Annotated in this window: 22 protein-coding genes and 2 tRNA genes; 15 read left to right on the forward strand and 9 right to left on the reverse strand. The window is 46.6% G+C overall.

Translation table 11 applies throughout. The annotated features are described in order from the left end of the window. Positions 1 to 32 precede the first annotated feature (32 nt). Both WC772_07020 and WC772_07025 read left to right on the forward strand, forming a co-directional pair. Positions 33 to 851 carry a hypothetical protein gene (locus WC772_07020; GenBank protein ID MFA6170503.1) on the forward strand — a complete coding sequence of 273 codons (819 nt, stop codon included), beginning with the start codon at positions 33 to 35 and terminating at the stop codon, positions 849 to 851. Between the two features lie 124 nt (positions 852 to 975). Further along, entirely contained in the window at positions 976 to 3,117 is a 2,142-nt protein-coding gene (locus WC772_07025) for a hypothetical protein (GenBank protein ID MFA6170504.1), read from the forward strand. Here the strand turns inward: WC772_07025 and WC772_07030 are convergent. From WC772_07030 to WC772_07055, 6 genes are all read right to left on the reverse strand, one after another. Further along, complete coding sequence (locus WC772_07030; protein ID MFA6170505.1) at positions 3,098 to 3,793, reverse strand: 16S rRNA (uracil(1498)-N(3))-methyltransferase; 696 nt, start codon at positions 3,791 to 3,793, stop codon at positions 3,098 to 3,100. The genes WC772_07025 and WC772_07030 overlap by 20 nt on opposite strands. A gap of 78 nt (positions 3,794 to 3,871) precedes the next feature. Then, a complete protein-coding gene (gene dnaJ / locus WC772_07035; GenBank protein MFA6170506.1) occupies positions 3,872 to 4,942 on the reverse strand; it encodes a molecular chaperone DnaJ in 1,071 nt (356 codons plus the stop codon). Positions 4,943 to 5,002: 60 nt separating this feature from the next. Beyond that, entirely contained in the window at positions 5,003 to 6,904 is a 1,902-nt protein-coding gene (dnaK, locus tag WC772_07040) for a molecular chaperone DnaK (GenBank protein MFA6170507.1), read from the reverse strand. Positions 6,905 to 6,955: 51 nt separating this feature from the next. Then, on the reverse strand, positions 6,956 to 7,588 hold the full coding sequence (locus WC772_07045) for a hypothetical protein (protein MFA6170508.1): 633 nt from the start codon (positions 7,586 to 7,588) through the stop codon (positions 6,956 to 6,958). A 49-nt stretch (positions 7,589 to 7,637) separates the two neighbouring features. Next, positions 7,638 to 8,093 carry a nucleotide exchange factor GrpE gene (gene grpE / locus WC772_07050; protein MFA6170509.1) on the reverse strand — a complete coding sequence of 152 codons (456 nt, stop codon included), beginning with the start codon at positions 8,091 to 8,093 and terminating at the stop codon, positions 7,638 to 7,640. Then, positions 8,093 to 8,836 carry a hypothetical protein gene (locus tag WC772_07055; GenBank protein ID MFA6170510.1) on the reverse strand — a complete coding sequence of 248 codons (744 nt, stop codon included), beginning with the start codon at positions 8,834 to 8,836 and terminating at the stop codon, positions 8,093 to 8,095. Before WC772_07055 ends, grpE begins: the two co-directional genes overlap by 1 nt. Before the next feature lie 212 nt (positions 8,837 to 9,048). On the opposite strand from WC772_07055, the gene WC772_07060 reads away from it, so the two are divergent. After that, positions 9,049 to 9,513 (forward strand): hypothetical protein, encoded by a 465-nt coding sequence (locus WC772_07060; GenBank protein ID MFA6170511.1) that lies wholly within the window; start codon positions 9,049 to 9,051, stop codon positions 9,511 to 9,513. 64 nt (positions 9,514 to 9,577) lie between these two features. On the opposite strand, the gene hemW is transcribed toward WC772_07060, so the two are convergent. Both hemW and lepA read right to left on the reverse strand, forming a co-directional pair. Continuing rightward, complete coding sequence (gene hemW / locus WC772_07065; GenBank protein ID MFA6170512.1) at positions 9,578 to 10,702, reverse strand: radical SAM family heme chaperone HemW; 1,125 nt, start codon at positions 10,700 to 10,702, stop codon at positions 9,578 to 9,580. Continuing rightward, the gene (gene lepA / locus WC772_07070) at positions 10,702 to 12,483 is read right to left on the reverse strand and encodes a translation elongation factor 4 (GenBank protein MFA6170513.1); all 1,782 of its coding nucleotides are present in this window, start codon (positions 12,481 to 12,483) and stop codon (positions 10,702 to 10,704) included. Before lepA ends, hemW begins: the two co-directional genes overlap by 1 nt. A 63-nt stretch (positions 12,484 to 12,546) precedes the next feature. Here lepA and WC772_07075 point away from each other — a divergent pair, with 63 nt between their 5' ends. The 3 genes from WC772_07075 to WC772_07085 all read left to right on the forward strand — a co-directional run bounded on the left by WC772_07075 (position 12,547) and on the right by WC772_07085 (position 14,613). After that, a complete protein-coding gene (locus WC772_07075) occupies positions 12,547 to 14,301 on the forward strand; it encodes an S-layer homology domain-containing protein (protein ID MFA6170514.1) in 1,755 nt (584 codons plus the stop codon). 12 nt (positions 14,302 to 14,313) lie between these two features. After that, positions 14,314 to 14,403, forward strand: a tRNA-Ser gene (locus WC772_07080). Positions 14,404 to 14,457: 54 nt separating this feature from the next. Continuing rightward, on the forward strand, positions 14,458 to 14,613 hold the full coding sequence (locus WC772_07085; GenBank protein ID MFA6170515.1) for a hypothetical protein: 156 nt from the start codon (positions 14,458 to 14,460) through the stop codon (positions 14,611 to 14,613). 1,274 nt (positions 14,614 to 15,887) lie between these two features. On the opposite strand, the gene WC772_07090 is transcribed toward WC772_07085, so the two are convergent. Continuing rightward, complete coding sequence (locus WC772_07090) at positions 15,888 to 16,676, reverse strand: hypothetical protein (protein MFA6170516.1); 789 nt, start codon at positions 16,674 to 16,676, stop codon at positions 15,888 to 15,890. Positions 16,677 to 16,746: 70 nt separating this feature from the next. On the opposite strand from WC772_07090, the gene WC772_07095 reads away from it, so the two are divergent. The 9 genes from WC772_07095 (at position 16,747) to WC772_07135 (ending at position 25,289) form a co-directional block, all read left to right on the forward strand. Further along, positions 16,747 to 16,947, forward strand: coding sequence for a helix-turn-helix transcriptional regulator (locus tag WC772_07095; GenBank protein MFA6170517.1), 201 nt, complete (start codon positions 16,747 to 16,749; stop codon positions 16,945 to 16,947). A 4-nt stretch (positions 16,948 to 16,951) separates the two neighbouring features. Beyond that, positions 16,952 to 18,778, forward strand: a complete 1,827-nt coding sequence (locus WC772_07100; GenBank protein ID MFA6170518.1) for a DEAD/DEAH box helicase family protein — start codon at positions 16,952 to 16,954, stop codon at positions 18,776 to 18,778. Between the two features lie 2 nt (positions 18,779 to 18,780). Further along, on the forward strand, positions 18,781 to 20,547 hold the full coding sequence (locus WC772_07105; protein MFA6170519.1) for a site-specific DNA-methyltransferase: 1,767 nt from the start codon (positions 18,781 to 18,783) through the stop codon (positions 20,545 to 20,547). Beyond that, the gene (locus WC772_07110) at positions 20,537 to 22,894 is read left to right on the forward strand and encodes a DEAD/DEAH box helicase family protein (GenBank protein ID MFA6170520.1); all 2,358 of its coding nucleotides are present in this window, start codon (positions 20,537 to 20,539) and stop codon (positions 22,892 to 22,894) included. The genes WC772_07105 and WC772_07110 overlap by 11 nt, the downstream gene beginning before the upstream one ends. A 4-nt stretch (positions 22,895 to 22,898) precedes the next feature. Beyond that, positions 22,899 to 23,762 carry a CBASS oligonucleotide cyclase gene (locus WC772_07115; protein ID MFA6170521.1) on the forward strand — a complete coding sequence of 288 codons (864 nt, stop codon included), beginning with the start codon at positions 22,899 to 22,901 and terminating at the stop codon, positions 23,760 to 23,762. 11 nt (positions 23,763 to 23,773) lie between these two features. Continuing rightward, complete coding sequence (locus tag WC772_07120) at positions 23,774 to 24,271, forward strand: SLATT domain-containing protein (protein ID MFA6170522.1); 498 nt, start codon at positions 23,774 to 23,776, stop codon at positions 24,269 to 24,271. Positions 24,272 to 24,298: 27 nt separating this feature from the next. After that, positions 24,299 to 24,700: a hypothetical protein gene (locus tag WC772_07125; GenBank protein ID MFA6170523.1), complete on the forward strand. Its 402-nt coding sequence runs from the start codon at positions 24,299 to 24,301 to the stop codon at positions 24,698 to 24,700. Then, a complete protein-coding gene (locus WC772_07130) occupies positions 24,697 to 25,107 on the forward strand; it encodes a DUF1761 domain-containing protein (protein ID MFA6170524.1) in 411 nt (136 codons plus the stop codon). The genes WC772_07125 and WC772_07130 overlap by 4 nt, the downstream gene beginning before the upstream one ends. Before the next feature lie 94 nt (positions 25,108 to 25,201). Further along, positions 25,202 to 25,289 (forward strand) — tRNA-Ser (locus WC772_07135). Positions 25,290 to 25,295 lie beyond the last annotated feature (6 nt).

Here is a 25,295-nt window from a genome sequence, read left to right on the forward strand (position 1 = left end):
AAATTTACAAGAAATAAGGAGGTGAAAAAATAATGAAGAAATTTGTTGTTTATCTTTTTGTCGTGGCGTTCGTCGCTTCCGTGGCCACAGTTGCTTATGGCCGCACTCTTGAAGAAGAGAAAACCGCGGTTCGTTCCTACCTGAAAGTAGTTGATGCCAAAATCATCAAATACCGGAAGGCTGGAAACAAAGCCAAAATGACCCAGCTGCAAGCCGAGAAAAAAGGCACGCTGGCTCGTTGGGAAAAACTGAAGGCTTCGATGGAAGCGGCTCCTACAACGCTGCCGCCACCACCACCGCCGCCACCACCAGCGCCGATCAGCGTCAAACCTGCTCCGGCACCGATGGCTGGATTGTTCGGTTGGGGGATTAAATCCGACGTTACCGGCATCTATATGATGACTGGGAAAGGCAAGATCAGCGGAGGTTTAGCGCTCAGAGGGGATATCGTCCTGGACGATCCTATGGCGCTCGGCTCCATGATCGGGTTATCAGCTAACGCTGTTAACTACAAACTCGGGTTAGGTGGTCTGTACGGGGTTGACGTTAACGGAAACAGGATCAAAGCGATCCCGGTTTTCGCCGATGTTGTTCTTAACCTGCCGGCAGACGCGATGGGTGGTATTCCTTCCTATATCGGTGGAGGTCTGAACTACACCGTTTATGGGTCAGGTCAGACCAGCGGGTCCTATGGTGCGCAAGTCTATTATGGACTTATGTTCGACCTCGGACTTGGTCTGGGCAAAACTGGATTTGAAATCGGTTGGGGTGCGATCAGAGCTAACGGTGCTACACCGAAGCTGTCGTCCAAAGGTTTCACTTTCTCGGTTAGCCAGCCGTTTGTATTATAAAGAGCGGGGCCCCTATTACTTTTAAAGAGAACTTGGATACTTTAAGAGGAGGGGGGCCTCCTCTTTTTTTTCTCCTCTCAAATTCAACTGAAATTTTTTAATTCCGGCGGCGATAACATGAGGTATGAGAATTTATGACGGATCGCCGCGTTCTTCGCCAAGTTGCCGCCCGGGGGCAAAAACCGCTTTCTGGCAGCTGGTCCGTGACCGGGGGATTGATATCCGGGGGAATAAGATCCTCTTAAACGGTCTGATGATCCCGGCCGAGCATTTCGAGTCGATTGCCGGCCGCTTGACCGCCGGGCTCCTTGTGGTCAGCCACCATCTCCGTTTTGATCAACTCCTTGAATTGGTCGAGGACCCGATAAAGTTTTCTCACCATTTATGGAGCGGTCAAAATAAGATCGAGTTGTTAAGCTCTCAAGAGATCGAGCGTAGGATTGGCGAGCGGTTTTCCACGGCCTCCGTGGAAAAAGCGTTGACTGACTGGAGCGAGCATCGTTTGGCGGTCTCTCCAGCCGGCGAAACTGACCTGTTGCGCGGCCATTTGGCCAGGATAATATCCGACTTGGCGGCCGGCGGCCGCGGCGGAACCTGGGAAACGTTTAAAAAACTTTTAGAGATAGCGGCGGAATTCGAGCGGGACCAGGTCCGGTTCGCTATCATCAACGAACTCGAAAACTGCGACCCGGAGTGGGGAGCGGAAGCGATTGAAACCTTCAGACAGCGGTATCCGGCCGTTATCGACTATCATTTAGCCGCTTACAACTTCTACCTGCGCTTCGGGAACTGCGATCGCGCCCTTGAGGCCTGCCGCGCCGCCGCCGCACTGGGCCTCTCGGCTGTATCTAACGCCAAAATGGCAGCTGACGCGGGGGAACTTGCCCTGGCTAAAAAAGATTATAAGACGGCGATTGCCGCGTTCGAGCACGCTCGGGCGGTTGCCGAAGTAAAAGCGAAACCGGAACTGGCTAAAAAGATAAAAAAGACGGAACAAGCTTTTTCCCAGGCGAAAAAAAACGAGGCCGACGAGCGCAAATTCAAGATCGGCCGGTTGTTTCGGGGGGCGGCCAACGATCAGGCAATGGTGGCCGAACTGGTCGAATTGGTCAGATGGCATCAGGATGAATTCGACGCCTTGATCGGGAAAAACCCTTTAAAAAGCGCGCTCGATCTGGAAGATGCGATCACCGCTTTTATCAACTTGGAAGCGGCGGCGGTTAATCAAGGAGAGGGAACAATAGCCGAATATTTTTGGCAGATCAATAACCGGTTGTTCGGCATCCTTTTTGAAAGCGCTGCGACCAAGAAAGAAATTCCCGTGACCTCCGTGCGGATCGCCACGAAGCTGTTTGACGATGACCTGGTCCATACAATAGAAGAAGATCTTCTGGCCAAGATCGAAGCGAACCTTGGGTCTCCCAATCCAAACCAGCGTTTTCTTTGCCGGGTGATCTTGTGGCATGTCTATTACAAACAGGCGGAGAAAGCGTTTGAGAGTGAGAACCTGGACCTGGCGGTCGACCGCCTTCTGGCGGCGAGAAGAATCGCCCCTGATAACCGCAGAGTTGCTTTTGCTCTGGCGAATATCCAGTGCGATAAAGCGGCGAGGCTTCTGGAAAAAAGGGATGACGCCGGCTCTCTGGCCGAAATACAACGCGGCCTGACGTTCAGTAAAAAAGCCCTCTCTACCTGGCTGCAATACGGGATCCATGCCATCTACGAAGAAAAAATTGACCAGGCCCTGCGGTTTGCCGATCTGGCCGGGCGGATAGTTTTGCCGCTTGATATTAAGCCAGCGGACAAAACAAGATGGTTTTGCTCGGTCAGCAGTTTCCACGGCCTGGCCTTGCTGGAAAAATACCTGGCAACCGGGGAAGAGAGATATTTAAACCAGGCGGAAGAAAGAGTGACCGCCGCCCTGGCTCTTGACCCGACCGAACCGACCACGCCGCTCAATCAGGCCAGAAATAAACTGTGGCGAGGCGACAATACGGCGCTGCTCCCCGCGATAAATGATTATTTGGCCCAAAGTACCCATCCGGAAATAATGTTATTGGTTAGAATCGTTAAGGATGTCTTTCACGTTATAAAAGAGGGGGACGAGAGCGAAACCCTGCCGGCGGTTTTAAAGAGACTATCTGATTATATAGTTGGATCCAGGGGTAACGATAATTATGAGAAAGCGATCGCTTATCTGCGCGCTTATTGTGAAGTTTACGAAGTGCCGTTAGAGATGGTCGGTCTTACTCCAGCTCGTACATAATCGTCGCTATCGCGGCCAGCCCGGCCGTTTCCGTCCGCAAAATCCTCTTGCCTAAACTGATCGGTTTGAAGCCGCTTTTGATCGCCAGATCGACTTCCAGGCGGCTAAACCCACCTTCTGGTCCGATCAAAAGCAGGATCGATTGGGGGAGTCCTTTTAAGATCTCTTTGAGGCTTAATTCTTTTTCCAATTCCCAGGGGATCAAGGCGAGCTCGTACTGCTCCTTTAGTTTTAGCACCCCTTCAAATTGGTGTAACGTCGTAACTTCCGGGACGATCGCCCGGCCGCACTGTTCCGCCGCTTCTTTGGCCAGCTTATGCCAGCGTTCCAGCTTGGCCTGTTTCGGGAGAGTCCGTTCCGTGACCATTGGAATGATCTTGTTTACCCCAAGCTCGGTGCATTTCTCAACGATAAAGTCCATTTTCTGCCCCTTGGCCAGCGCCTGGGCGATCGTGACCTTAACTTTTGGTTCGGTTTCGGCCAGCTTCCGGTTAATGATTTGGCAGGTGATGATTGTCTTGGTGATGGTCTCGATCTTAACGTGATAGAGATAGCCGTCGCCGTTAAACAGTTCTAAATCGTCACCCGGCTTTAAGCGGAGGACATCTTTGACATAATGTAAGTCGCTGCCGATGATACTCTGGAGCTGTTCTTTGGGGACGAATAGGCGGTGCATTTAGATTTTTCCCTCACCCACCGTCCCGCTACGCGGTCCGGTCCCCCCTCTCCCTATGGGAGAGGGTTGGGGCGAGGGTTATTTAAACTCCTTAAATTTCTTTAGTAACTCTGCCTGTTCAGAAGTGATCTTTTCCGGGATCTTGACCTCGACCAGGACGAAGAGATCTCCTTTGCCTTTGCGGCCGAGGTGGGGGAGTCCTTTTTCTTTCAGCCGGAGGTTGGTATTCGGTTGAATACCAGCCGGGATCTTGAGTTTAGTGTCACCATCGATCGCCGGGATAATGATTTCGTCCCCCAGGATCGCCTGGACAAAAGAGATCGAGGTTCGATAGTAAAGATTGGCCCCATCCCGGTTAAAGCGGGGGTGGGGGTCGACGGTAATGAAGAGATAAAGGTCGCCCGGTTCGCCCCCCCGGTTACCGGCGTTCCCGGCCCCCGGGACCCGCAGACGCGAACCGGAATCGATCCCGGCCGGGATCTTCACCGAGATGGTATGCTTTTTCTTTTCTTTGCCGTTGCCGTGGCAGTTGGGGCAGGGGTGCTGAATGGTCGTCCCTTTTCCCTGACAGGTTGGGCAGGGGGTAACCTGCATGAAGCTCCCTAAAACTGTCCGCTGGGCCCGCTTGATCTGGCCGGTGCCGCCGCACTTTTCGCAGCGGGTTGGACTAGTCCCTGGTTTTGCCCCGCTCCCTTTACAGGTGGCGCAGGCGGTGTAGTGGACAATTTCGAGCTCTTTTTCGATCCCCTTAGCCGCTTCTTCGAGGGTCAGCCGGACATCGTAACGGAGATCGTCACCCCGTTCCGGCCCAGTCCGGTGTTGGGGGCGGCCCGCTCCGCCAAAGAACATGTCGAAGAGGTCGCCAAAATCGCCAAAGTTCTCCGCGCCGTTAAAGCCCCCCTGGTTGAAGCCGCCGTAACCGCCGGCTCCTTGCTGACTGCCGGCTTCGCCGTAGTAATCGTATTGGGAGCGCTTCTGCGGGTCGGAGAGGATCTGGTAAGCCTCGTTGATCTCTTTGAACTTATCGGCCGAGCCGGCTTCTTTGTTGACGTCGGGGTGGTATTTGCGCGCCAGGTTACGGTAAGCCCGCTTGATCTCGTCAGCCGAGGCTCCCTTGGCGACCCCTAGTGTATTATAATAATCCTTCATGCTTTTATCCCGCGAATAAATTCGCGGTAAATAGGCGAGAATTCATTCTCGGCCCTATTATTATTCCTTATCTTTTACTTCATAGTCGGCGTCGACCGTCTTGCCTTCCGGTTGGCCTCCGCCTTGACCTTCACCTTGGCCTTCGCTTGGCGGCGGTGTCGCTTCTTTGTAGAGCTTGGCCGACATTTCATAGACCTCTTTTTGCAACGCTTCAAAGGCCGCTTTGATGGCGGCGGTATCTTTTTCCGCCAGGACCTTCCGGGTTTCGGCGATCGCTTTTTCGATCTTATCTTTGGTGGGAGCGTCGACTTTGTCTCCCGCGTCTTTGAGGGTCTTTTCGGCGGTGTAGCAGAGCCCGTCCGCCTGGTTCCTGACCTCGGCCTCATCTTTGCGCTGTTTGTCGTCCGCTTCGTGGGAGGCGGCTTCTTTCTTCATCTTTTCGATCTCGTCTTTGGAAAGGCCAGACGAGGCGGTGATAGTGATCTTCTGTTCCTTGTTGGTCCCTTTATCCTTGGCTTTGACGTTCAGGATCCCGTTGGCGTCGATGTCAAAGGTGACCTCGACCTGCGGAATGCCGCGCGGCGCGGGGGGAATGCCGTCCAGATGGAAGCGCCCCAGGCTCCGGTTATCGGCCGCCATCGGCCGTTCCCCCTGCAGGACGTGGACTTCAACGGAAGTTTGGCCGTCGGCCGCGGTCGAGAAGACCTGGCTCTTGCTGGTCGGGATAGTGGTGTTCCGCTCGATCAGCGGGGTCATGACACTGCCGAGGGTTTCAATACCAAGGGTCAGCGGCGTGACGTCGAGCAGGACCAGTTCTTTAACTTCACCGGCCAGAACGCCACCCTGAAGAGCGGCGCCGATGGCGACGACTTCGTCGGGGTTGACCCCTTTATGCGGTTCTTTACCGAAGTAAGATTTTACCGCTTCCTGGACTTTTGGCATCCGGGTCTGGCCGCCGACTAAGATCACCTCGTCGATCTCTTTGGTCGAGAGTCCCGCGTCTTCTAAGGCTTTGCGGCAGGGGATCATCGAACGTTCGATCAGCGGGGTGACCAATTGTTCCAGTTTCGCCCGGGTCAGTTTGATGACCAAATGTTTCGGGCCGCTCTGGTCGGCGGTGATAAACGGCAGGTTGATCTCGCTTTCAGTCGACGTGGAGAGTTCGCATTTGGCTTTCTCGGCCGCTTCCTTGAGCCGCTGCATTGCCATCCGATCTTTACCGAGGTCAACTCCCTGGTCTTTTTTGAACTCGTCGAGGAGCCATTGGATAATCGTCTGGTCGAAGTCGTCGCCGCCAAGGTGGGTATCGCCGTTGGTCGATTTGACTTCGAAGACCCCGTCGCCGATCTCCAGGATCGAAACGTCGAAGGTCCCGCCGCCAAGGTCATAGACGGCGATCTTTTCGTTCTTCTTTTTGTCGAGGCCGTAGGCGAGGGCGGCGGCGGTCGGTTCGTTGATAATTCTTACGACCTCCAGCCCGGCGATCGTCCCGGCGTCTTTGGTCGCTTGGCGCTGGCTGTCATTAAAGTAGGCCGGGACGGTGATGACCGCTTTCTTGACGCTTTCGCCGAGGAAGTCTTCCGCCGACTGCTTCATTTTTTGCAGGACCATGGCGGAGATTTCCGGCGGAGTGTAATCCTTGTCGTCAACTTTGATCTTAACTTCCCCTTTACCGCCGGAAGTGACCCGGAAGGAGATATATTTCAATTCCGCGCTGACTTCGTCGAAGCGCCGGCCGATGAACCGTTTGATCGAGGAGAGGGTGTGTTCCGGATTGGTGACCGCTTGCCGTTTGGCGACCTGGCCGACGACCCGGGAGCCGTCTTTCAGGAACGAAACGATCGACGGGGTGGTCCGGCCTCCTTCGGCGTTTGGAATGACCGTCGATTCTCCCCCCATCATCACCGCGACGCAGCTGTTCGTAGTTCCCAGATCGATACCGATAATCTTTTCTTGTGCCATTTTAGAGTCCTCCTTGTTTCTTAATTAATGTCAAATGACCAATGACAAATATTATTTATTATTCCAAACTTGAGCATCTTCTTCATTAAATTCTTCCCAGTCTTTTTTAGATAAGAAACTAATTTTGTCTAAATATTGATTTAATAAAGCCTCTTTTTGAATTCTTGATAAAGCAATTATTTTGTCAAGTTCTTTAACAATTACTTCTTCAGCTGTAGGAGCTGTTCTTTCTAAGTTTTCAATATATCTTTTGTAAACTAAATTATATTCGCGCATAAAATTATAAATAGAAAATATGCGACCCTCATCTTTTTTGACGGCGGAAAAAAGAGCATTTCTAATCATTGAGTCAAAAGCGACAAAAACCGGATCAACATAAATGAGTCTTTTTAATAAATGTTTGCTTGTTAAAGTTGTTTTTATGTCTTCGGAAACTCGTCCTAAATCAATCATTTGATAAAAGTTGTGAAAAATTTCATATTTTAAGGCTCGCCTTGTTGCCTCTTCTTTTGGTCGCTTATCAAAGAAGGTTTCTTTTATCCAAAAACCGATAATTGTTAAAATAAAGGCCAAAAATGTTAGGCCTAATTGTATGAGGTTAGTTTCCAAAATAGATTTAATTTGAGGAGTTGGCGCTACTTTAGCTATTACTTCAATGGTTGGTATGATTAAATTTTTAATCATTATTGTTTGCATATTTCAATAACGCCGCTGGAGGCGACCCCTTCATTTGTCATTTCTTGCTCACAATTACCATCGATGGCCTGATCACCCGGCCGCGAAAAACGTAACCTTTTTGCATCTCTTCAATGACGATCCCGGCGGGACCGCTATCTTCTTTCTGTAGGATCGCTTCGTGCAGGTTCGGGTCGTAAGGCTGGCCGACCGCTTCGATCTCCTTGAGGCCGTGTTTGCCAAGGGTATCTTCGAACTGTTTCTTGACCAGGGCGATCCCTTTGAGCATCTCTTCCGCCATCTTGGCCGCGGCGGCGGCGTCTAACGCCCGCTTCAAGCCGTCGACGATGGGGAGGAGGTCGGTGACGATCGTTTCGTTGGCGAACTGGGCAAACTGTTCGCGTTCGGCCGCGGTCCGTTTCTTATAATTATCAAAATCGGCTAAGCAGCGCAAATAACGATTTTTTGTCTCTTCTAATTCTTGTTCTACGGGATTAATTGTTTCTTCGGCCATTATTCATCTCCTAACAGGCTAAGTCTTTCGGCGAGGGCGGCGAGAACCGCGGCGGTCCTGGCGTACGACATCCTGGTCGGGCCGATGATCCCGATCCCGCCGGAGGCGCCGTTCTTCATGTCGTAAGAATTCATGATCACGCTGTAATTCTTGACTTCTTTAAACTTGTTCTCGTTGCCGACGTGGATCGTCAGCCCTTTTTGCTGGGTATATTCCTTGACCATATCGACCATCAGCTCTTCCTCTTCCAGGGTCGAGAGGAGCTGGCGGGTGTTGTTGATGTCGGTGAATTCCGGTTGTTGGACAAGCCGGGCGAGGCCGGAGGAGAAGACCTGTTTTTTATCTCCCAGGGTCGCGACCAGCGAAGCGTATTCTAAAAGGTGGGAGAGGACCTTCAAGGTCTGGCGGATCGCTTCTTCCACGCTCTGGTTGATCTGGCCAAGGGCGGCGGCGATGTACTCTTCTTCTTTGGGGGTCAGTTTGCGCGACTTCATAACATGGTCGATGTAATAGCGGTAACCCAGGTCGGTCGGGATCCGGCCGGCGGAAGTGTGCGGCTGGGTGATGAGCCCCATCTCTTCCAGATCGGCCATTTCGTTCCGGATCGTGGCCGGGGAGAGCTCGTCCATGTGGGCGCACCAGATCGCTTTGGAAGCGACCGGTTCGGCGCTATGCAGGTAATCCCGGACGATACATTCCAGGATCTGTTTCTTGCGGTCATTGAGTTCGAATTGTTTTATCATCTTAGCACTCTCTGTGTGTGAGTGCTAATTATAGCAATTGCCGCAACGGGGTGTCAAGGGAGGGGGGATCAGACAAACTTTTCGAAGACTAGGTTCCCCAGATAGGGGTTGCGGCAGAAAAAAAATAAACTGAAATATTTGAAAAAACGGTCGACATATATCTGTGAGCGGTTTCAATAATGGGTCGGACGAAGGTCAATAGGAGGAAAAAAATGGCTAACGGAATGAACGCAGTCGGCAGAAGTTATCGTCGGAGTTTTGTTCCAGCGCTTCTGGTAATGGCAGGGTTGGCGGCTTCAGTTTCCGGGTGTAAAGAAAAGCCGCGCGTAAATCTCACGGTTCCCGCGTCGGAGCTTCAGAAAAATAATGCCCGAGTGGCCGCCGATGGTGTTGCCTTTAGGGAAGTCCGCCTAGATACTGCAGGGTTAGCTCACATAGTATTAGAACAAACCAACCCACAAGTAACAATCATGCTTGGTGCTGGTTTGAAAGATTACCTGCCGGTTGAAAGGCGTGGAAGTCTTTCGACGTTCCAAGTTCCATATGGGGATAAACCCTTTTTTGATGCCCCAGTTTCCTATGGAGCTACCGGTGTTGAGGTGCAAGTCCGAGTTCTCGATGCATCCGGCAATAAATTGTTCAGTGTTAACGGAGTTTTTTCCGGCACTGCCAAATAGAGATTGTAGATTAAAAGATTGAAAGAAAAGGGGCCGTCTGCTTAGGTAGGCGGCCTCTTTTTTATCAGACAAACTTCTCGAAAACCAGGTTCCCCAGATAAAGACCTTGTTTAGTCAGCTTATAATTGCCGTTCTCTTCTTTTAATAAGCCATCCGCAATTAGTTCCGCGACCTCTTTTTCGAACCCATGGAATTTTTCGGTTGGGAGGCCGTCGAGCAAGCGAAGGCCCATGAAAAGGAGTTCGTTCCTCCTTGCTTCATCAGGAAACCGCGACGAGACTGTCGCAGGTTTTCTGATGAGATATTCTTCGATGCTATCAACATTGGCCCACAATTTCCCGTCAACATGCGAATGCGCGCCGGCCCCAACGCCAAGCCAATTCCCCATCTGCCAATAGTGGAGGTTGTGGCGGCACTCTTTGCCAGCTTTTGCGAAGTTAGAGATCTCATAATGCTTGTAGCCGGTCAGCCAAAGGGCCTCGATGGTGTATTCATACATGGCTAAGGCGACTTCTTCCGTTGGTAGATTTAATGCTTTACCTTCATTTTTCATTTTTAATTTGTCATTTGTCATTTCCCAGAAAGGTGTTCCTTCCTCAATTTGTAAACTATAAGCCGAAAGATGTTCCGGATTAAGGGCGATCGCTTGTTGCAGATCTTTTTTCCACTCTTCAAAAGACTGATCGGGGAGGGCAAAGATCAGGTCGAGGCTAATGTTTTCAAAACCGACCGCCCGCGCGTCTTCATAGAAGTGAAGGGCTTGGGACGAAGAGTGGATCCGCCCTAGAGTTTGAAGATGGTGATCGTGAAAGGATTGGATCCCGATCGAGAGCCGGTTGATGCCAAGCGAGCGGAGCTCTTTTAGCTTGTTCAGGTCGGCGGTTCCGGGATTAGCCTCAATTGTTATTTCAATCTCTGGAAGCCGCGACGACATTGTCGCTGGCTTCCAGGAAAGGGTTGTTAGGATCTTTTCGTAATGCTTTGGCTCAAGGAGGGTGGGCGTTCCGCCACCAAAGAAGATAGTAGAAAGTGGAGCGTCGAGCGTAGGAAGTTGGAGCTTTATTTCCTGGATCAGCGTCTCAACATATTCGTCAATCAACTCTTCTTTACCGGCATAGGAAACAAAATCGCAATAGTTGCATTTCTTTTTGCAGAAGGGAAGGTGAATGTAGAGAGAAGGGGCGGCCATTAGGTTCCGATCCGGAGCACCGCCAGGAATGCTTCTTGCGGCAGGTCGACCCGGCCGACCCGTTTCATCCGCTTCTTTCCTTCTTTTTGCTTTTCCAGCAGTTTGCGTTTGCGGGTGATGTCGCCGCCGTAACATTTGGCGAGGACGTTCTTTCCCATGGCGGAGATATTTTCTCGGGCGATGACCTTGGCGCCGATCGAAGCCTGGATCGGGATCTGGAACTGGTGGCGGGGGATCACTTCCTTGAGCTTCTCGACTAGTTTCTTCCCTTTATAGTAAGCCTTTTCCCGGTGGACGATGATCGATAAGGCGTCGACCGGTTCCCCGTTGAGAAGGATGTCGAGCTTCACCAGGTCAGATTCTTTATAGCCGATCAGTTCGTAATCCATGGAAGCATAGCCGCGAGTGACCGATTTTAGCTGGTCGTGATATTCAGAGATGATCTCGGAGAGGGGCATTTCAAAGGTCAGCATGACCCGCTTTTGATCAAGATATTCCATATTAATAAAGGTCGCCCGCTTGTCGATCGATAAGTCCATGACCGAGCCGACATAGTCGGATGGAGTAAAGATCGTCAGCTTAAGATATGGTTCTTCGACCGATGAGATCTCACCGACGGGGGGCATCATTGATGGATTGTCGACGTACCGGGCTTCTTTATTGAACAGGTTTACTTTGTAGACGACGTTGGGGGCGGTGGCGATGATGTTCAGGTTAAACTCGCGCTCCAGCCGTTCCTGGATGATCTCCAAATGAAGGAGGCCAAGAAAGCCGCAACGGAGCCCGTAGCCGAGAGCGGCGGAAGTTTCCGGTTCAAAGAAAAGGGCGCCGTCGTTGAGTTGAAGTTTGCCGACCGCGTCCTTCAGATTTTCATAATCTTCACCGGCTAAAGGGTAGAAACCGCAAAAGACCATCGGTTTGATCTGGACGTAGCCGGGGAGCATGTGGGCGGCTGGTTTGACCAGGTTGGTAATGGTGTCACCGACCCGGCATTCTTTAACGTTCTTAATATTAGCGACAACATAACCGACTTCGCCGGCGGTCAGCTCTTCCTGCGGCATCAAACCAAGCTTCAAGGTCCCGACCTCCTGGATCTCGAACTCGCCGCCGGCTCCCATCATTTTGATCTTCTGGCCCGCTTTGATCCGGCCGTTAACGATCCGGACATAGGCGATGACCCCGCGAAAAGAGTCGTAATGCGAATCGAAGATCAGGGCTTGGAGCGGGGCGTCAGGGTCGCCTTCCGGGGGCGGGACCCGTTCAATGACCGCGTCAAGGATCTCACTGATACCGATCCCTTCTTTGGCGGAGGCGAGGATGACCTCGTCCCGGCTGATGGCAAAAATATTTTCGATCTCTTCCTTGATCTTTTCCGGTTCGGCCGCCGGGAGGTCGATCTTGTTGATGACCGGGATGATCTTCAGCTTGGCCTGGGTCGCCAGGTTGGCGTTGGCCAGAGTTTGCGCTTCGATCCCCTGGGAGGCGTCGATCAGGAGAAGGGCTCCTTCGCAGGCGGCAAGTGAGCGGGAAACTTCATAAGAAAAGTCGACATGCCCGGGGGTGTCGATCAGGTTGATGATATAACCTTTATAATTCATCCTGATCGCCTGGGCTTTAATGGTGATGCCGCGTTCCCTCTCCAGGTCCATGGAATCGAGGATCTGGGCTTTCATGTCCCGTTTGGCGATCGTGCCGGTAAATTCGAGCAGGCGGTCGGCCAGGGTCGACTTGCCGTGGTCGATGTGGGCGATGATCGAGAAGTTCCGAATTTTTTTCAACATACGTCTATTTTAACACAACCGTGTTGACATTAAAAATAATAAAAGAGATAATAGCCTTGCGAAATGACAAATGACAAATTAAAAATGACAAATGGGGTCTCCCCATCGCGATTATTAAAATACTTCGGCCGTCTTACCCTGTTTTTGCTGATCGCTTATTGCTTTATGCTTCCCGCTTTCGCCGCTCTTGACTTAAGCGAGATAGGGGTTGGGGCCCGGCCGCTCGGCATGGGGAAAGCTTATTTTGCCATCGCCGATGACGCCAGCGCGATCTTCACCAACCCGGCTGGCTTGGCTCTTAATGACCGCTTAAACTACACCAGCATGAGCGGTTCGATGCTGGGAGATGCCAACTATCTGATGCTTGGCTTGAGCGACAGTTTCCTGATCGGCAAGTTCGGCCTTGGCTATGTTAATGCCTCGGTCGGCTCGATCCCTTTGACCAGGCTGATCGGTTCCGGGCCGAGCCTCGAAGTTGAACGTTACGCCCAGACCGATTACTCCTCGAGCATGGTCTTTCTTTCTTACGGCACCAAGCTTAGCCGTCTGCTGCGCAACAACGCGGGGAGCGGGATCTCCCTCGGCGGGACTTTGAAATATTACTTCCAGGGCTTTAACGGCGGTGGGGATACGATGAAGGATACCGTCGGCTACGGAATGGACCTTGATCTTGGTATGTTGTGGGATGTTAATGACTGGACGACTTACGGTCTGACTTTTCAGAATGTATTGCCGACCAACCTGGGCGGGAAATTCGTTTGGAAAGAACGGAACGGCCATCCGGAAGTGGTGGAAAGCATCCCGATGATAACCCACTTGGCCGGCCGCTTTAAACTGCTCGGCCCGCTTGGTTTGCAGCGTTTGACCGACCAGCGGCTTGATCTGGCGATCGAATACGAGAAAAATAACAACCTGAACTGGCCCGATACTTACCATCTCGGCTTTGAATATTGGCCGATCTCGATGTTAGCGATCCGGACCGGGATCGACCAAAAAGCGAGAGCGACCGAAACAGGGACCGGGGTCGACAGCAATTATACCTTCGGGGTGGGGACCGTCTGGGAAGGCTTTACTTTTGATTACGCTTATCACCAGTTCGGCGAACTGTCCGAAAATACTTCGCACTTCTTCTCCTTTGGTTATCGGGGGATCGAAAAGATCTGGGACAAGACCGGCAAGAAGAAAGAAGAGCGTAAAAAACCGACTATTCCGGCGCCGGAGATCGTTCCCAAACCGTCGCTGGAAGCGTTCTCCGACGTGCCGGAAGGGCACTGGGCCCGTAAGCCGATCCAATACCTGGCGACCCTGAATATTTTTCCGGGGGATGCCGACAAGAAATTCCGGCCCGACAAAGAGATGACCCGCGGCGAGATGGCCGTCCTGCTGATCAAGGCCAAAGGGTTTACGGTCGGTAAAGAGATCAACGTTAAGTTTAGAGATGTCCCGCTCCAGTCGTATGAGGCGCCGTATATCAGCCTGGCGGTGGAGCGCAAATATATCAGCGGGTTCCCGGATGGTAAATTCCAGCCTAAAAAACGGCTGACCCGGGCCGAGACCGCGGTGATCATGGCCAAGTTCTCCGGCCTGTACATGAAGCCGAAAGTTGAAGCCAAACCGTTCCCGGACGTTACCGTTAAGCACTGGGCGGCGCCGGCGATCGGCGCCGACAAAGCGGCCGGTTTCTTTGAATATTTGAGCGGCAAGAACTTTCTCCCCAATGCTTTTATTACCCGGGCCGAAGCGGCCGAGGTCATCTCCAAAACTCCTTTCGCCAAACAGCAGATCGAGCAGTTGATCTCCGGCAGTAAGTTCGACTAACAGTAGCAATACGGAGGGATGGCCGAGCGGTTGATGGCGGTAGTCTTGAAAACTACTATGCGCGTAAGCGTATCGGAGGTTCGAATCCTCCTCCCTCCGCCAATTTTCACTTTTTGTGAAATCGTAAGAAACAGCCTCGGCGCAAAGCGCCTCGGCATGGTATTTTTCCGCAATTTTGAAGGCATTTTTGAAATCGCACGCCAGCGTGCGGTCGGCAATGCGGAAGTTCGAACCAATCTTTTTGAGAAAATCCCGAATCCTTTCGGGATTTTCTTGTTGAGCGTATTTTTCGGCTTGGTTGGCGTCTTTTAGAAAGGCAATGGCAAGTTCGAACCGATTATTGCTCTTTCGCCCAAAAGCGGTAATTTTTTCTTCCAAATCTTTTTTAGCGAGAATGAGCTTGTACTTTTTTGCAGTGTATTCCGCTTGCGACAAATTGCCGTCCAGTTGTAAATCAAGCAAGCGATCAAGTTTTGTTTCTATTTCTACAAGCTCATTTCTCGCTTTTTGGGCAAAAGAGCTTTCCGCTTGGGCAATCTTCATTTTCTCATTTTCAAAATAATTGATTGAAGCGTTTGCCCAAGCGGAAGACAAAGAAACTTTTTTGATTTCTTCCTTTATTTGAGAAGTGATGGCGTCCTCTCTCGCGTATCTTTGCGAACAAGGATTTTTCCGTTTGGTACATCGCAAATAGTTATGACCTTTTTGCGTTTCGGTGGTAATGAAACAGCCACATTCTCCGCAACGGAAAAATCCTCTAAAAACATAAGGTTTGAGTTTTGGCGATTTCGGTTTGCTCTTGTTCGCCATCACTTCTTGAACGGAATCAAAAAGTTTCTTTGTGATAATCGGTTCGTGCTTTCCGTCATACAATTCTCCGTTGTACTCAATCATTCCGCAATAGATTTTATTTTTCAGCATATACTGATAATTTGAGACGGAAAGCATTTTGCCTTTCTTGCCAACCAAGCCCAAGGAATTGATAATCTTTCGGATTTGAGCGAGTGGGTATTCGCCAGTTGCGTACATTTCAAAAGCCCGCTTGATATATTTTGCCTTTTCTTTGTCCACGGCGATACAGCGGGCATTTTTGTCGTTCACATAGCCAAGTGGAGCCCAAGCGGGCCATATTCCATTTCGCAATTTCTGGCGAATACCCCTCTTTATATTTTCCGAAAGATTATCAATGTAATATTTTGATTGCCCAAAAGCGATAGACAACATAAATTTTCCCTGTGGTGTCGGATCAAACCAAAAAGTAGGAAATTTTAGCGTGGTAATTTTGCCAGTATCTACCAAGTAAATTATTCTTCCGCCGTCTATGCTATTTCTCGCCAATCTATCGGGGTGCCACGCTAAAATTCCTTCGGCTTCATTTTTCTCTATGCTTGCGATCATGTCGTTAAAAATCTCTCTGCCCGGCTCTTTGGCGGTTTTGCTTTCCACAAATTCACGGACGATATTTAGGTTTTCTTTTTTGGCATATTCTCGCAACTCAAACATCTGTGCCTCAATGGAAAGCACTTGTCGCTCTGGCTCGTCCGTGGATTTGCGGGCATAGAGAAAAATCTTTTTGGTTTGTAAATTTATGTTGTCCATATTGTTTTTAGATTAGTTTTTGGGCAATCGGGGAAAAATACGCTCAACCTTTCGCTGAAAGCGAAAGAAAAAAGATTGGTTTGCAAAATTTCATTTTGCCAGAGCTTCGCTCTGCGAACTTCCGCATTGCCGACCGCACGCTGGCGTGCGATTTCAAAAATGCCTTCAAAATTGCGGAAAAATACCATGCCGAGGCGCTTTGCGCCGAGGCTGTTTCTTACGATTTCACAAAAAGTGAAAATTGGCGGTGTTTTTTGATTGATGTTCGAACTTTTTTTGAGCAAAACCCCCAATAAGGAAGCCAGACCCGCCACTGCTCGACAAGCTCGCCACACCACAGAAAAATACTCTTTGCTCTTTTCATTTTGCGCGCGCCCGATTTCTTTTTCTTTTAATGAAAAGAATATTTTTCTGCGGTGTTCTGCCCTCCAAGTATTCAGGCAGGTGGCGGGGCTGGCCTCAATTTGATTTCGCAAAGGAAAAGCGGAATTCCCCCCAAACCCCCCTTCCGCTTTTCCTTTGCTCAAACGGAACGGGAACGGAAGCAGGCGGGCGAAAATTCCTTCCCCCCAACCCCCTTCCTTTTTGCCCGCCCGCTTGGGCTTCGCCCCCAAAACTTTTCGGCGGACGGATTTTTCGGCGGAATTTGAGGCTGTATTTTGCAAAGCAAAATGCGCCACCAAAGAAGATGTTGTCCTTGACCCACCCAACCCATTCGCGGGCAACGCCAAGGAACTCCCTTTTTGTTTGCCAAATTTTAATATTTTTGATACCATTGTATTAAGCAAGTTGATATACACTCAATATAAGTAGTGTATTATAATAGTTTATCAAAGTCAAACCAATATGGCAAATACAGTTAGCGAAAACATTCGCAAATTGCGAATCAAAAAAGGAATTTCACAAGATCGCCTCTCAAAAGACGCTGATTTGGCGTTAAATACCGTTGTAAAGATAGAAACAGGCGAAAGCCCGAATCCTACTGTCGATACATTAGAAAAACTAGCCAAAGCCCTCGGCGTGCCAGTGGCGGAATTGTTTAAATAAAATTATGGATAACTTTTCACAACAAATTAAAACTGATGAGCTACGAAAATGCCAACGAGAGGCATATTCCAAAATTCTTGAGCATTTTTCAAAGCCACAAGCGGAAAGGAGCATACTTGTCCAGTTACCAACTGGAACAGGGAAAAGTGCTCTTATTGCAATTGCTCCGTTTGGTCTAGCCAAGAAAAAAGTTTTAGTGCTGACACCAAATGTTAAGCTCGCAAAACAGATCGAATCAGATTTAGATATTATAAATAACACATCAGGAAACATTTATAAAAAACTTAGTTTGATAGAAACGAGTACTTTGAGTACGCTTGAACTCTATGTTTTAAGACTAGAGGGAACAGTTAGCCAAAGCGATATTGCCGAACATCAAATTTTGATCGCTAATTATCAGCAGTTACAAGATATAGAAAAATGGTTTAAGAACGAGAAAGAAGCGGTTGATTTAATTATTATTGACGAAGCACATCATCAAGAGGCAAATACTTATCAAGAAATAATTAAATTTTTTGATAAGTCAAAAATTATTGGTCTGACAGCAACTCCCTTTCGTTCAGACGGCAAAAAAGTTGAGGGTAATATTATTTATAAATACCATTTTCACGAAGCGATCAAGGATGGTGTGATTCGAAATATAAAAATCATCAATGTTTCCCCCCAAGAAGTAGAACTATCTTTTACAGATGACGGCTCTAAAATTTATTCTCTCGAACAAATTTTAGAGCTCAAAGATGAAGCGTGGTTCAATAGAGGTATCGCATTGTCTCCCGATTGCTGTGGCTCAATTGCTCAAAAAGCTAAAGAAAAGTTAGAGGAACTAAAAGCAGAGTTTCCAAACACTAAACATCAAATAATCGCTTCAGCGATTAGCAAACGCCACGCACGGGAATTTGTTAAGCCCGCTTTTGAGAAACTTGGTTTGAAAGTTGGACTGGTAAGCTCGGATGCCCAAGACATGGCAACGAATGACAAAGTTTTTGACGATTTGAAGTATGGAAAAATTGAAGTGATAATTCATATTGGTATGCTTGGCGAGGGCTTTGATCACCCGCCACTTGGAGTCGCTGCAATTTTTAGACCATACAAGAGCTTAAATCCGTTCATTCAATTTCTTGGACGAGTTATTAGACGAAATGATGAAACTTCTCATTGCTTTGTTGTATCTCATATAGGATTAAACCAAATTAAACGCTTTCAAGAATTTAAGATGTTTGATTATGAAGATCAAAAATTTTTGGAGGAACTTTTTACAGAAAAAGATACGGACGATAGTTTTGTAAAAGACGGAAACAAGTCAGGCGAGAAAAGGGATTCCGAAGAAGAACAATTATCAATTCGAGAGGTTGGAGATGATGTTGTAAATTTCGAGTCCCAATTCCTTTCACCAGAGCAAGGAATAGAAAAACTGGTCGGACAAGTTAAGCAACTTTCACCGGAAGAAAAGAAGAGTTTTTTTGAAAAATTCGGAATAGATGTTGCGGATACAGAATTATCTGTTGGAAAAAAGGTAAAACGAATAAAACCAGTTGATAAAAGAAAGGCATCTCGTAATTTACTCAATGAGAAAGAAAAAAGTATAACTGTTGATATACTAAAGAAGTTATCCTTAAAAACACACGACCGAAATTTTAATCCTCTTTATACCAACCTTGCGTGGGTGAAAAAGAAGGTAAGTAAAGAGGTCAATAAAAAGTTATCGATCAAAAAGAATCAAAGGAAAACAATAGACAATACTGCTTTTGACGGAATTGAAAAGAACGGATTACTCAAGGATGTTTCAAGTGAGTGTTTACAGTATTTTCAAAATAAATTGAACGAAAAATAACTATGGCAAAAGATTATTCAAAACTGGAAAAAGACGACTTGCTCAAAGTCATTGAAAAACTGGAATCCCGCAAAAAATACGGGTTGATTTGGGACGAGGAAAAAACCAAAGAGCAATTTGAAAAAGAATCAGAAAATGCCTTGCCAGTTTTAAAAGAGGTCAAAGGCAAAGAAATCAAAACCGACGCGAGCAAGCCAACCAATATTTTAATTGAAGGCGATAATTATCACGCCTTATCTGTTTTGAACTACACCCACCAAGGCAAAATTGATGTTATCTATATTGATCCACCATATAACACAGGGAATAAAGATTTTAAATACAACGACGATTATGTAGATAAAGAGGACGCATATCGCCACAGCAAATGGCTTTCTTTTATGAGTAAGCGTTTGCGCCTTGCAAAAGGTTTATTAAAGGAAGAGGGTGTGATTTTTATATCAATTGACGATAACGAAGTCGCACAACTTCGTTTGTTATGCAATGAAATATTTGGTGAACTAAATTTTATCGCGACATTACCAACAATAATGAATTTGAAAGGCAACCAAGATCAATTTGGTTTTGCTGGAACACATGAATATACGCTTGTTTATTGTAGAAATTATTCGTTAGCTCATATCGGAGAATTTACTATCGAAGATGACGGCTTGGATGAATGGGAGCAGGATGAATATGGTTATTTTAAAAAAGGGGCAAACCTAAAAGCTACTGGCGTTAATGCTCCGAGAAGCAAGAGACCCAATCTATTTTTTCCTATATTTATTACATCTGGCGGGAATATCTATGTAACAGATAACGACAAACCGGAAAGCAAAAAAGATATTATTTTAATGCCAATTACCGACAGCAAAGAAATGTCATGGCGTTGGGGTAAAAACAAGATAAGAAATGAAAGACACAATATCATTTTTGAAAATAATGGAAGCAACGCAATTTATAAAAAACAAAGACCCTCACTTGGTGATATTCCTTCGAAAAAACCAAAAACAGTTTTTTATAAGCCCGAATATAGCAGTGGCAATGGGACAGCTCAATTAAAGGATATTTTTGGCGACAAAATATTTAATAACCCGAAGCCACTAGACTTGATTAAAGACTTTATTGTTCTTGGAGCTGACAATCAAGGAATAGTATTGGATTTTATGGCTGGATCAGGCACTGCCGGTCATGCAGTTTTAGAATTGAATAAAAAAGATAGTGGCAATCGACAATTTATTTTATGCACCAACAATGAACTTAACGGTTTTGAAAAAGAGCTTAAAGAAAAGGGATTGAGCGATAAAGAAATCCAAGAGCATGGAATTTGTAGAAGAGTAACTTATCCGAGAATAGAAAAAGCAATTAAAGGATACAAAACACCAAAAGGCGAAAAGATTGAAGCACTTGGCGGAAACTTAAAATACTACAAAACCGCTTTCGTTAAAAATTCTATCAGCCGAGATGATTTGAAAATACGCATTACCCGCGAATGTACAGAAATGCTTTGTTTGCGGGAAGGAATTTTTGACGAGGTAACAGCAAAACCTGACTATCATATTTTTGAACAAAATGGCAAAATAATGGCGATATATTATGCGTTAGAGCGGGACGGCTTGGAGCAATTGAAAAAGGAAATGGACAAAATGAAAGGCGAAAAGATTTTGTATTGCTTCACGCTTGATCCGTTGGGATTAAATAAAAACGATTTTGTTGATTGGCAAGGCGTAAGTTTGGAGCCGATACCACAAAAAATATTAGATATTTACGAGCAAATATATGAATATTAATTTAAAACAATATCAAGAAACAGCGGTCGGCGAGCTTATCGCCACCATTAAAACACTTCTCACAAAAGAGGGCGAAAAGAAAGTGTGTGTTTTTCAAGCTCCGACAGGAAGCGGAAAAACTTTGATGACAGCCAAATTTATTGAAGAAATCATCAGAGAACTGCCGGAAACGGATTTATGTTTCGTGTGGGTAAGCATTGGCAAAGGTGAACTGCACTTGCAAAGCAAACGCAGTTTAGAAAAAGTTTTTGGCGGTGCGCCGAGAGTGTCGCTGGTTGAAGAAGAATTTACTGGCGGGCGGGAGCGGATTGTTCGCAATGAGGTTGTTGTGGTGAACTGGGAAAAATTGCGAAGCAAGTACAACAAAGACGAGGGAGAGAACAAAAAAGGTGACTGGAAAAATATATTGATGAAAAACGGCGAAAAGCTGAATTTTCGCGATGTGTTGGCAAAGACGCGCGAACAGCGGAAAGTCATCTTGATTATTGACGAAAGCCATATCGGAGCGACTGCTGAACGAACAAACGAATTGCGGGACGAGATAAACGCTGATGTGATTTTGGAAATGAGCGCAACGCCTAAAATAAAGCCCGATGCCCGTGATTTGGCGCGCGGAACGGCGGGATATGTTTTTGTTGAGCCGAAAGATGTGATTGACGAAGGCATGATCAAGAAAGAATTGATTATCAATGAAAAAATTGACGAGATAACAGATAACGAAGCCGATTCGCAAGAAGTGGTTTTGGAAATTGCGTATAAAAAACGGCTGGAATTGAAAAAACTTTTTGAAGTTGAGAAATCAAACATCAATCCGCTTGTTTTGGTACAGATACCAACAGCCGAAGCGGGCGAAGATAAAATCAAGGCAGTCAAAAAGTTTTTGGCTGACAAGGGAATAACAGAAAGAAAAGACGGGCATGGCAACGGCAAGCTGGCCATTTGGCTTTCGGAGCAAAAATCCGAAACATTGGACTGGGTATCAGAGCCAGACAATGAAATTGAATTTCTAATTTTCAAACAAGCGATTGATACTGGCTGGGATTGTCCGCGCGCTCATATTTTGGTGAAGTTTAGAGAATCGCGTAGCGAAACTTTTGAAATCCAAACAGTCGGGCGTATTTTGCGTATGCCTGAACAAAAGCATTACGCCAGCGAAGACTTGAATCGTGGCTATATCTATACGAATGTCCAAAGCATTATTGTCAAAAAAGAAGAATACAATCCGAACATTATCAAGCACCTAAAAGCAACGCGAAAAGATATTTACAAAAATATCGCGATTACTTCCTACTATAAATCGCGCGCCGATTATGGAGATATTACTTCCAGTTTTTCGGCTGTGTTTGAAAAAATGACATGCGAACACTTTGACTTAAAAGGCGACCATACTTTCTTTGCGCAAAATGTGAAGAAATTGGAAGATCAAGGCGTGATTATTGATGTTACAAAATATCAACAGGAAATTATCGCCAACGCCAAAATTGAAGGCACAACATTTGACGAGATTGAGGGCAAAATTGATTCCGAAGCGCGCGCTCGTCTTACAATCGCCGGTAATGATTTACAGGCATTGTTTGAGCAAATTATAAAAGCTCATCTCGGTTCGTTCAAAAATATCAAAAGGTCAGTGCCAGCCGTAAAAACTGCAATTTATTCGTATTTTAGAAAATATCTTGGTTCAAAAGCATGGCCAGAAGAAGCAATCCTCGTGCAAATGGTGATTGTCCACAACGGCAATAGAATAAAGTTTGAGGAAATTTTGGCACAAGCTGTTGAAAAATACAAAGCGGTTAGAGAAAAGGAAATCCAAAAGAGAGTTCAAGAAAGCGAGAAATGGTATGAGTTCGAAATTGCCAAAGAGAGTTTTTTCAATCAGCACACGGACGAACTGGTGGATTATGAAAAATATGTTTATGAGCCGTGTTATTTGAGCGTGGCGCGCCTTAATCCTGAAAGGAATTTTGAAAAGTTTTTGGCGGAAAATAGCGATAAAATAGTTTGGTGGTGGAAAAATGGCGAAAACAAACAAGATTATTTTGGCGTTAAATACGAATACCCCGTCGGAGTGATTCATACTTTCTACCCTGATTATCTCGTGCAATTAGCTGACGGACGAATTGGAATTATTGAAACGAAAGACATGGGAGATCGCGACGGCGGAAACTATACAAAAGCTAAAGCGGAAAAATTGCAGGAATATATCAAAGAGCAGAAAGGCAAAAAACTTTTCGGTGGTATTGCGATTGAAAAAAGCGACGGCTGGAAGATAAATCAAAAAGATAAATACGATTGGAGCAAGTGCGAAAGGAATGATTGGAGCGATTGGGAAAAATTGGATTTGAAATAAAACTATGGCAACAACTATTACAACATCATTCCAAAAACTAAAAGAAAACCTTGAAATAACAGGGCTTCAAAAAAGCACAACTTCAACTCGTCAAGAAAATGTTCGCGATGTTGTGGCGAATGAAATGGATGTTTTAGATTCTTTTTTAACTGGCTCATATGCAAGATCAACAATGATTGCTCCTCTCGTGAAAGCAGATATTGATATTCTCATTGTTCTTGATCCGAAATATTTTGAGTCAGACGGACAGGCAAGTTTGTTGGATAAAGTAAAAAGAGCGTTACTAAAAACCTATACAAAAACTCCAAAAATAAGCAGAAACGGACAAGCAGTTACTATCACTTTCACGGATTTTATTGTTGATGTTGTTCCTGCTTTTAATAGAAAGGGTGGAGGTTATTTAATTCCAGACACGATTCCGAAAGTTTGGATAGCCACAAACCCCAAAATCCATGTTGATGTAATGGCTAGCGAAAACAAAAGTCATAATGGCGATTTAGTACCAATTATAAAAATGGTTAAAGGCTGGAACAAAAATATCAACGATGATTTTGTTTCATTTTATTTAGAATTATTAGCAATCAAGATTTTTAAAAATGTTACTATCAACGACTATCCCAGCGGAATGAGATTTTTCTTTGATAAAGGACGGGAGGCAATAAAATATAAAGTTCAAGATCCAGTTGAATATGGCAGTCAAATAAATCCATTAAGAAATTGTCAAACTGTTGATAACGCAGTAGGTAGATTTGAAACTGCATACAATCGGGCAATTAAAGCTGAACAGTATGCTAAAAATGGAAATACTGAAAATGCTATTGATGAGTGGAAAAAAATATTTGGTGATTATTTTCCAGCATACGGATAAATTAAAATACTATGAATAATCAAGAAAAAATTATAAACGAGGCCAAAAGAATTGAGGAAGACAGTATTTACTCTGCCAAAGGTCATTTTTATGCTGGTCAATGTTGGGTAAATATGAACCTTTGGCTCGGCGGAATTTCCGCTGTTCTTTCTGCAATCGCTGGGGCTTCCGCTCTATCTCAATTCGATTATCACAACATCGTCGCTGGCGGACTTTCAATTATTGTAGCTGGCTTAACTGCTGTGATTACTTTTATAAATCCAAGCGAGCGATCAGTCGTTCATCAAAAGATTGGAAACGAATATAATGCTTTGCGAAATGATACAAGAATATTTTATGATATTGAGGTTAATAATATGGACGAGAAACGGGCGATTGAAGATTTGAAAAAGTTAAACGATAAAAGAAACAAATTAAATTTGGAATCCCACCAAATCCCCAAATGGGCTTTTGAAAAAGCCCGAAAAGGGATTGAAGAAGGAGAAGCAAAATACAAAGTTGATAATTAAAAAGAAGTCCGCCGAAAAGTTTTGGGGGTGAAGCCCAAGCGGGCGGGCAAAAAGGAAGGGGGTTGGGGGGAAGGAATTTTCGCCCGCCTGCTTCCGTTCCCGTTCCGTTTGAGCAAAGGAAAAGCGGAAGGGGGGTTTGGGGGGAATTCCGCTTTTCCTTTGCGAAATCAAATTGAGGCCAGCCCCGCCACCTGCCTGAATACTTGGAGGGCAGAACACCGCAGAAAAATATTCTTTTCATTAAAAGAAAAAGAAATCGGGCGCGCGCAAAATGAAAAGAGCAAAGAGTATTTTTCTGTGGTGTGGCGAGCTTGTCGAGCAGTGGCGGGTCTGGCTTCCTTATTGGGGGTTTTGCTCAAAAAAAGTTCGAACATCAATCAAAAAACACCGCCACTAGATAAAAAGTTGAAAAATAGGAGGGGTAAATGATTATTCAAGGAGTAAATATTTGGGCCGCAATCACTGGTTCGCTTATTAGTTTCATCGTCAGTTTTGTTTGGTATATGATCCTTTTTCGCGCCCCGTACATAGAGGGGCTTGGCAAGACCGCGGAGCAGCTGGCCAAAGGGCCTTCGATGCTAGTTGCTTCCGTCCTTCAGCTGATCGGCTACCTGGTGACCGCCGTTGTTCTGGCCTGGCTGATGAAACGCACTGGTCTGCAATCGGTCAGCCAGGGGTTGTTGTTGGCGGTCGTGGTTTGGGGTGGTTTTGTCGCGGCTGTTCTCGGGCCTTTTTACGCTTTTGAAGCCTTCTCCCTGAATTTCTTTTTTATTACTGCGGGGAATGTCCTGGTTTCGCTTTTGATCATGGGGGCGATCTTCGGAAGTTGGAAATGAAGCGATTAAGAGGGCCTATGAAGGTAAAGCGCCTTAATCTCCTCAATAATAAACTACCCAACTAAAATTGATTAAGGTATAATTGAATCAACGCGGAGGAGTACCCAAGTGGCTCAAGGGGACGGTTTGCTAAACCGTTAGTAGGGGCAACCCTAGCGTGGGTTCAAATCCCACCTCCTCCGAGTTTT

This window comes from Candidatus Margulisiibacteriota bacterium (assembly GCA_041661965.1).
Taxonomy (GTDB): Bacteria; Margulisbacteria; WOR-1; order O2-12-FULL-45-9; family XYB2-FULL-48-7; genus XYB2-FULL-45-9.